We start from the raw sequence: 7,736 nt of genomic DNA on the forward strand, positions 1-7,736 counted from the left end.
TAAATCTATACGTAACGGTATAGTAGAGTTAAGAAAAGTATAACATTTTTTGAAATGAGTGTTTTTCCTGCCGCAGATTGAGTTAATGCTTAAAACAACTATAGGTCGCAATTATCTTCATGGTTTGTTTATATTCTCCTAGATAAAATAGAACCATGCTTTTCCACATTGCCAATGATTGCACAGGGATCAGGGGGAGTTAATGAATTCGAGTGATTCTAGGATACTTTTGATCGAGCCGGATGAGAGTTCTCAAAATGAGATCTTAAGTTTTTTGAATGAAAAAAAATTTGATGTTGTCTGTTCTTTAGAGCCAGACACAGTTCTTTTTTCTAAAGAGTCTGGGGCTTCTCCTATAGGATTAATTCTCATCTCCGATAGCTATGATCGAGAGTCATTATCAGAATCGTCCCTTGTGTTGGGCGCGCCGCAAAAATTACCCCATCAAATTCCTATTGTAGTGATGACAGAGATTGAGAGTCGTAAGTCTCCGTTGGAAGTGGTTGTTCACAACTGGTTTCATACGATTGCAAAACCCTGCGATATGGAAATTTTATATTCTGTAACCTGCGCTGCGATTAACCAGTTTAATCATGTTAAGAGTTTACTGAATGAGATAGAAACCCGTTCATCGGCTATAGGATTGATTACGTCTGGAACTTTTGAGTTTCGGACAATGAAGGAAGCTCGTAACTTAACAACAATGTTGAGTCTGGCCTGTCCCGGAGCTGACGGGATTGTTATTGGTTTAAACGAACTGCTTCACAATGCTGTCGAACATGGTAATCTGGAAATCGGCTACGATCTTAAAACTGAGCTTGTTGAAACAGGGCGCTTGTATGACGAGATACAGAATCGCCTTGCAAGTGGTCTCTATAGTGATCGGTTTGTTAAGGTCGAATTTAAACGTAGTGATCAGGAAGTTGTCTTTACTGTTGAAGATCAGGGAAACGGGTTCAACTGGCGCAAGTATTTGACAATTGATGACGAACGTATTCGATCCAATCATGGGCGGGGTATAGCACTGGCAAAGATGATGGCTTTTACCGAACTTGATTATAATGAAAAGGGTAATAAAGCTACGGCCAGAATTGCACTTTAAGCCTTTGCGTTTACAGGGGGAGTGATCTGGTTGTTGTCTGTGCACCGAGCTATCTAAAGATAATCAAAGCTGATCGCGGTTAAATCATCCCTTAGATCGTCTCCACCATTTTCAAAGAAAGCCATGATCAATTGATCAAGCAACTGTGGGTTTGGTTGGGCATTGGTTAAATCCTTTACCCATTCTATAAGCTCATCACCTTCAAGGAGGGTGCCGTCGTTGAGTTTTGTCTCGACCAGAGCATCGCTAAAGGAAAACAGGAAATGATCAGGGGTGAAGGGGATTGTTTTCAGATCATAAGTCGCTGATTTACTGATCCCGAGCGGAAGTCCGGTTGTATCCAAATATTGTAACTCTGCCGGTTTTGACCATTCGCCATAGATGGGTGGAGGAGCTGCTGCCCCTGCATAACTCAGCATTTTCTTTTCAGGACAAATTAAGCCGATTATCATCGTTGCGTATTGACCTGTTGGTAGCATGTCACAAAGACTTTGATTGATCTTGGAAAGTAAAGCACTTGGTTTTTGCCAGGCTTCTCCGACATTGAACAGGAGTGTGTGTAGCCTGATCGTGTTTAATGCTGCAACTACCCCGTGTCCTGAGAAGTCAGTGACATAAAATCCAACAGAGCCGTTTTTTAAAATATGCACTCCCCAGAAATCGCCGCCTAGCTCTGAAGAAGGCTGACACATGGAAGAGATATGTAGCCCTGTTTTTGATCGAATATCATCAAGATATTTTTGTGAAGGTAAGATATTTTGCTGAACATCCTTTGCTGTCGAAAGCTCGTCAGCAACCCGAATGCGGTATTTTTCTCTTTTTTCTGTTAGTATCAGGTTTTTCAAATGCAATTTTGTGCGTATGACAAGCTCTAGTGCGTTTATCGGCTTTGTGACCAGATCGCTTGCCCCTGCTGCAAAAGCCTTGAGGCGTTCTTCGTTATCATTCATTGCGGTTTGAATGATAATAGGAATGGATGCGGTGTCTTCAATTTCCCGAACCAGACGACAGACTTTCATGCCGTCCATAATCGGCATCATGAGATCCAGAATAATTATGTCAGGAGGATTGGCCGCAACTTTGAGCATGGCTTCCTGACCATTTTCAGCTTGTTGAATGTTATTGAATCCGGCTTTACGTAAAATACTGGCAATGACATCGCGCAATGACTTGGCATCGTCGACAACCAAAATTTGCCGATTTGCGATGGCTTCAAAAGGTATATCGTTTGAATCTTTCCCGATGCTAGTCATTCAACCCCTTAGTTTTGTTCTCGTATGTGATCGTATAACAAAATGTTGAATAGTTGTTTAATCGATCTGTTAATCTTTGATGATGGTCACAATGGTTCCCAGCTTTGCGAGAGTAAACATTTTCTCAACTTTTTCACGAGGGTTGCTGATAGAGAATCGCCAACCTTCTTCTCTGGCTCTTTCTTGTGCAACCAAAAACATACCAAGGCCAGCTGAATCGATATATTCTATATCAGCTAAATCTATCTGAATCGATTTGGCGCCTGTTTTTACCGCTTCATCAATCATGCCACGAAAGGCAGGGTGATCGTTGAAGGTAAATTCTCCTGTAAGCATACATTTCAAGAGTGTCCCGTCTGATGAAAATGCATAGTCCATTTCTTTATTAGCCTTCTTGCCAGTTAAAATAATTCAATGTCATCCTCGTTTGTATCCATAGAGGAGACAGCTTCGACAACAGGTTCTCCTTCTTCTGTCTCATCATATAGGGCATGCATAATAAATCGTTCACGCATCTCTCCAAGATGGAAACCATTAATAAGTTGATTGAGCCATTCGCGATCAAGCTCTGGCGTAATGTGTTCCCCGACTTGTTCTTCGGTCTTTGCTTTCATTTCATCGCCGGCTTCGGACAAGATGTTGAGAGCATCTAGAATATTACCAAGGCGTTGGCTGGTTCTGTCCTGAAATTGAATGCCCGTGATCATTTCTGAGACCTTTTGAGTCATGTTGTCCGAGTTATCAGCTGAATTCTCGATTGACTTACTAAAAGCTTTGTTCCGGGCCATGAGGCACCCCATAATTTTTTCGATTTTTTCTTTGGCGAGGATGTTTTCGGTCATATCAACTGATGTAACTTCTTTAAGGTTGTCCTGACTTTTTGCCAAAGCTTTTGATACATCGGAAATTTCTTGCCTTATTTGCCCGGATAGATTGTTGATGGTATTTGAAAGTTCACGGACGCCATCCGCAACAACTGAGAAACCTGCACCTGCATCCCCGGCGCGCATAGCTTCTATTTTTGCATTGAGTGCCAAAAGATTTGTTTGTTTGGTGACTGTTTCGATGTCGGTCACTCTTGCCTCTACTTTTTCGACGTTTCCATAAAGATCAGACATCGCGTAGGCCATAGACATACCATGTTTCGATACATGCAAAATTTGTTCAACAACACTGCCTATGGACCCTTCCATAACATGTAGAACATCTGTTAACGTGATTTTCTTGTCATCGACGATGACGGTCCCGGCTGTTTCTATAATGGATTTCAGTTCTTCGGCCTGGTTGCGAGAGAAAGTTGCTAAATCCCGGAAGTTTTTTGACAAATCATCTGTCGAAGTTTCGATCAGTTCGGATGCAACCTCTACTTCTTTGGTCAGGGCTTTAAAGGTTCTTTTTTGAACATCGGATAATCCTACCCACAAAGTTAGAAGATCATGCATTCCTTCGTTACTGCCAATCGGGGGGGCACCAGGAATAACAGGAAGGCTGTGGTCAACCTGATCATCCTGTGAAGGAAGAGCATTGTTTTCTATTTCTTGCATATCCTCTTCCTCTGTCGGGTCATAGGTGTTGGTTTGAGCTACCATAGCCATTTAATTTCTCCTTGCGATGCGAGGATGACCCCTCACGTTCTTTGATGTGTTCCGTAATGACCGGAAACATCTGTATTAGACGCGTATATGACGCTCCTTTGCACTGCCACAGGCATTCAACATAGCTTCGGCCATTTTACTGATAGGCAGCTGGTTTTCGACAGCACCCACATCATATGCTGCTTTGGGCATGCCATAGACGACACAGGATCCTTCGTCTTGCCCGAATGTTTTCGCGCCAGCTTTTCGCATTTCAAGCATACCGAGTGCGCCGTCCTTGCCCATGCCGGTTAAAATAACGCCAACAGCATCTTTACCTGCGGCATCACAAGTAGAACTGAAGAGAACATCAACTGATGGCTTGTGGCCTGACACGGGGGCATCATCTGTTAATTGACAGAGATAATTCGCACCGGACCGTTTAAGCCTCAGATGTTTCCCGCCAGGAGCTATATAAACATGCCCGGGTAACACTCGTTCACCGTGTTTTGCTTCACTTACAGAAACGGCGGAAATTTTGTTTAGACGTTCAGCAAAGGTTTGAGTGAATTTTTCCGGCATGTGTTGTGTCACAAGAACGGCGGGGCTATTGGCTGGCAGGTCTTTGATCACGACACGTAATGCTTCAACGCCACCGGTTGAGGCGCCGATTGATATTATTTTCTCTGTGGTTGAAAATTTAATCCTTGATAGAGCGCTGGAACTTTCCGAGGAGTTGTCGTGTCGTTCCAGTGTCTGAACTTTTGCCCGAGCTGCTGTTTTTACTTTGTAAATCAACTCATCTGCTCGGTTTTCTATGCCACGTTTCATATCCAGTTGCGGCTTGGGAAAGAAATCAACAGCCCCGAGCTCCAAAGCATTCATAGTTGCTTCGGCACCTTTTTGCGTAAGGGACGAGACCATGACTACCGGCATGGGACGAAGGGTCATAATCTTTTCCAGAAAAGAGAGGCCGTCCATTTTTGGCATTTCAATGTCGAGTGTGATGACATCGGGTAGTAACTGTTTAATCATTTCTCGAGCCAGAAAAGGATCTGGCGCAGAACCAACAACATTAATTGACGGGTCCTGTGATAACAGGCTTTTCAAAAGCTCTCTCATAAGAGCTGAGTCATCAACAATAAGGACTTTTATCGGAGTCAAAATCAATTCCTGTTCAAAAGAGTTCAACACTGCCTTCTATTTCCTGATGGTTCAGGTTAGAGCTAAGCTTTCTTTCGCTTTGCATAACTTCTTCATCAAAGGCATGTGGAAGAAGCTTCATCTTCACGACACCAGTCTTTGGAAAGTAAATTACTTTCCGGGCTTGATTACCACCAAGGTGCTGAGACGATGGTGCCATGTGTTCGTTTTTTAAATATTGTTCAACGAATTGGACGTTTTTTGCACCAACCAGATTTGACGAATTGAGAACATGGCCTCCGCCAAAAAGTTTGATTTCCATACGGTTCTTTGCACCACCCATGGAAAGGATATCATTAAACAAAGTTTCCATGGCGTGATTACCATACCGCATTGCCGCGCTACTTCCGCCCCATTTTCCAGAATCGCTTTCCGGAAGCATGAAATGATTCATTCCACCCACACCAAGCGCGGTATCGCGAATACATGCGCTGACACAGGATCCCAGGGTGGTGACAAGCATTTCATCATGTCTCGAGGTTACGTAATGGGTGCCGGGCATTATTTTTACAGCGTAGTGTTTAAATCGCGGGTCAAAGAACCTGTTTGGCTCTCCTTCATGAGGGTGTTGCAGATCTGTATCGTCCGAATAAAAATGATCAGGAACGTTGCGAGTTGGAGGACTTTTATGTTCTGCCATTGTGGTCATTCTTACCTCCTCTGATCATTTCGTTGGTAGATTGTTTTACCGATTAACTTAAGTTGAGTTTCCTCAATGGGCAGGCTCTCGGAATGGCCGATATATAGCCAACTGTCTGATCGCAACATTTCTGAATAACGTTTACCCAGAGAGACTTTCGTCGATGTATCGAAATAAATCATGACGTTACGGCAAAAGATGGCGTCAAAAGGGCCCTTCATTGGCCATTTTTCTAACAAATTCAGCTGTTTGAAGGTGATCAGTTTACGCAGATCCTGGCTCATTTTAATCTGAGTATCGGAAAGTTTTTCTGTATAGCGTGACCGAAATTTGGCAGGTAAATTTTCGATTGACTTTTTATTGTACACGCCAGCCATACCAGTTTGTAACATGCTAGTGTCAAGATCTGTCGCCAATACCCGAATATCTATAGGTGCTGCTTTTTTCAGAAGCTCATTCATTATAATGGCAATGGAATATGGTTCTTCGCCAGAGGAACATCCCGCAGACCAAATTCTTAAACGGCGCTCTTCGCCTCTGTTTGTTTGCGCCTGAACGATATCGGAACAGGCATCAAAAAGGTGTTTGAAGTGGTGTGATTCTCGGAAAAATTTAGTAAGATTTGTTGTTATTGCATTTATCAACAGACCTGTTTCTTCAGAACCATTGTTGCTGTTCAGGTACTGGAGATATTCTTTAAACGAAGGGATCTTCAGTTTGCGTAATCGGCGCGCAAGACGTCCGTAAACCATATCCTTTTTATTTTTGTTTAAAACGATACCGGCTCTTTCGTACACCATATTGGACAAGATTTTAAACTCGTCATCCGAGAAAGGGAACTCACGCTCTTGTCCCGCGCCTGGTGGACTGACTTTTCTTCTTCCAGCTTGTGTCGAAGCAAGTGCAGAGGCGCTCATAATTTCATAATCCAGTTTAGTTTAAGAGTGTAGGTTTCCATTTACATTTTGCTCGCTTAGAACTCGGACCAGTCGTCATCATCCTCGACAGCTGCAGCGACAGCGGTTGTCGGTTTAAGGGCAGTGACTGTTTTGGGAGTTGTTTTTGAGGTTACTTTGGATGTGTTCCGGTTTTTGGGTTTGCGTTCGCTATGAGTGCTTTGATCAGTTTTAAAGAAGCCGATCATTTCGGAGAGGCCCTCGGCCTGCTCTTCCAGCGTTCGCGCCGAAGCTGAACTTTCCTCTACCAGGGCGGCATTCTGCTGGGTCATTTCATCCATGGCTGTGATAGCAGTATTTATCTCTTCAACACCAGTGGCCTGTTCCCGGCTTGAAGCGGCGATCTCGGAAATGATGTCAGCAACACGTTTGGATGAATCAACAATCTCGGACAGGGTGTCCCCGGTAGATCTGACAAGGGTAACACCTTCTTTAACCTGATCATTGGCTTCAACAATCAGGGTTTTGATATCCTTGGCTGCTTCGCCGGAACGTTGCGCCAGTGTCCGCACTTCGGCTGCAACAACCGCAAAGCCTTTACCTGCTTCGCCCGCTCTGGCCGCTTCAACTGCTGCATTCAGCGCCAGAAGATTGGTTTGGAAGGCAATCTCGTCAATGACACCGATGATGTCGGATACTTTCTGAGATGCCTGTTCAATCCCAGTCACAGCAACAACAGCGTCTTTCACAACTTCACCGCCACGTTCAGCAGTCTCTGTTGCGTTGAGTGCCATCTGATTGGCCTGTTGGGCGCTGTCTGCATTCTGTTTAACGGTTGTGGACATTTCTTCCATGGATGCTGCAGTCTGTTGCAGGCTGGAAGCCTGTGCTTCGGTTCGTTGGGAAAGATCCATTGAACCGGATGCAATTTCTGTGGACGCGGAGCCAATCTCATCGGTTGTTGCGACGATATCGCCAACAGTTTCTGCCAAACGTTTTGATGTCTGGTTTACATCCTGTTTTAAGGTTTCATAAGTCCCTGTGGAACTGGTTGTAATCTGATGTGTC

8 protein-coding genes are annotated in these 7,736 nt (G+C 44.0%); 1 reads left to right on the forward strand and 7 read right to left on the reverse strand.

The annotated features are described in order from the left end of the window. Window positions 1-202: 202 nt before the first annotated feature. Complete coding sequence (locus D9A03_RS03265; protein ID WP_120495810.1) at window positions 203-1,102, forward strand: ATP-binding protein; 900 nt, start codon at window positions 203-205, stop codon at window positions 1,100-1,102. Between the two features lie 53 nt (window positions 1,103-1,155). Here the strand turns inward: D9A03_RS03265 and D9A03_RS03270 are convergent, their stop codons facing one another. The 7 genes from D9A03_RS03270 to D9A03_RS03300 form a co-directional block, all read right to left on the reverse strand. Continuing rightward, on the reverse strand, window positions 1,156-2,355 hold the full coding sequence (locus D9A03_RS03270; protein ID WP_120495811.1) for a PP2C family protein-serine/threonine phosphatase: 1,200 nt from the start codon (window positions 2,353-2,355) through the stop codon (window positions 1,156-1,158). A gap of 69 nt (window positions 2,356-2,424) precedes the next feature. Next, complete coding sequence (locus D9A03_RS03275; RefSeq protein WP_120495812.1) at window positions 2,425-2,733, reverse strand: STAS domain-containing protein; 309 nt, start codon at window positions 2,731-2,733, stop codon at window positions 2,425-2,427. Window positions 2,734-2,756: 23 nt separating this feature from the next. Continuing rightward, a complete protein-coding gene (locus D9A03_RS03280; RefSeq protein WP_120495813.1) occupies window positions 2,757-3,950 on the reverse strand; it encodes a methyl-accepting chemotaxis protein in 1,194 nt (397 codons plus the stop codon). A 75-nt stretch (window positions 3,951-4,025) separates the two neighbouring features. Then, window positions 4,026-5,093, reverse strand: coding sequence for a chemotaxis response regulator protein-glutamate methylesterase (locus D9A03_RS03285; protein ID WP_162937956.1), 1,068 nt, complete (start codon window positions 5,091-5,093; stop codon window positions 4,026-4,028). Window positions 5,094-5,106: 13 nt separating this feature from the next. Continuing rightward, the gene (locus D9A03_RS03290; protein WP_120495814.1) at window positions 5,107-5,781 is read right to left on the reverse strand and encodes a chemoreceptor glutamine deamidase CheD; all 675 of its coding nucleotides are present in this window, start codon (window positions 5,779-5,781) and stop codon (window positions 5,107-5,109) included. 2 nt (window positions 5,782-5,783) lie between these two features. Next, window positions 5,784-6,689: a protein-glutamate O-methyltransferase CheR gene (locus D9A03_RS03295; protein ID WP_120495815.1), complete on the reverse strand. Its 906-nt coding sequence runs from the start codon at window positions 6,687-6,689 to the stop codon at window positions 5,784-5,786. Between the two features lie 56 nt (window positions 6,690-6,745). Next, window positions 6,746-7,736 (reverse strand): methyl-accepting chemotaxis protein (locus tag D9A03_RS03300; protein ID WP_254054963.1); only part of this gene is annotated, 991 nt, incomplete at its 5' end.

The organism is Kiloniella sp. EL199 (assembly GCF_900313065.1).
Classification (GTDB): Bacteria; Pseudomonadota; Alphaproteobacteria; order Kiloniellales; family Kiloniellaceae; genus Kiloniella.

Excerpts from the sequence above, each read along its gene's own strand:
- D9A03_RS03265 (WP_120495810.1), top strand. The coding sequence starts at position 203 with ATGAATTCGAGTGATTCTAGGATACTTTTGATCGAGCCGGATGAGAGT.
- D9A03_RS03280 (WP_120495813.1), bottom strand. The coding sequence starts at position 3,950 with ATGGCTATGGTAGCTCAAACCAACACCTATGACCCGACAGAGGAAGAG.
- D9A03_RS03270 (WP_120495811.1), bottom strand. The coding sequence starts at position 2,355 with ATGACTAGCATCGGGAAAGATTCAAACGATATACCTTTTGAAGCCATC.
- D9A03_RS03295 (WP_120495815.1), bottom strand. The coding sequence starts at position 6,689 with ATGAGCGCCTCTGCACTTGCTTCGACACAAGCTGGAAGAAGAAAAGTC.
- D9A03_RS03275 (WP_120495812.1), bottom strand. The coding sequence starts at position 2,733 with ATGGACTATGCATTTTCATCAGACGGGACACTCTTGAAATGTATGCTT.
- D9A03_RS03290 (WP_120495814.1), bottom strand. The coding sequence starts at position 5,781 with ATGACCACAATGGCAGAACATAAAAGTCCTCCAACTCGCAACGTTCCT.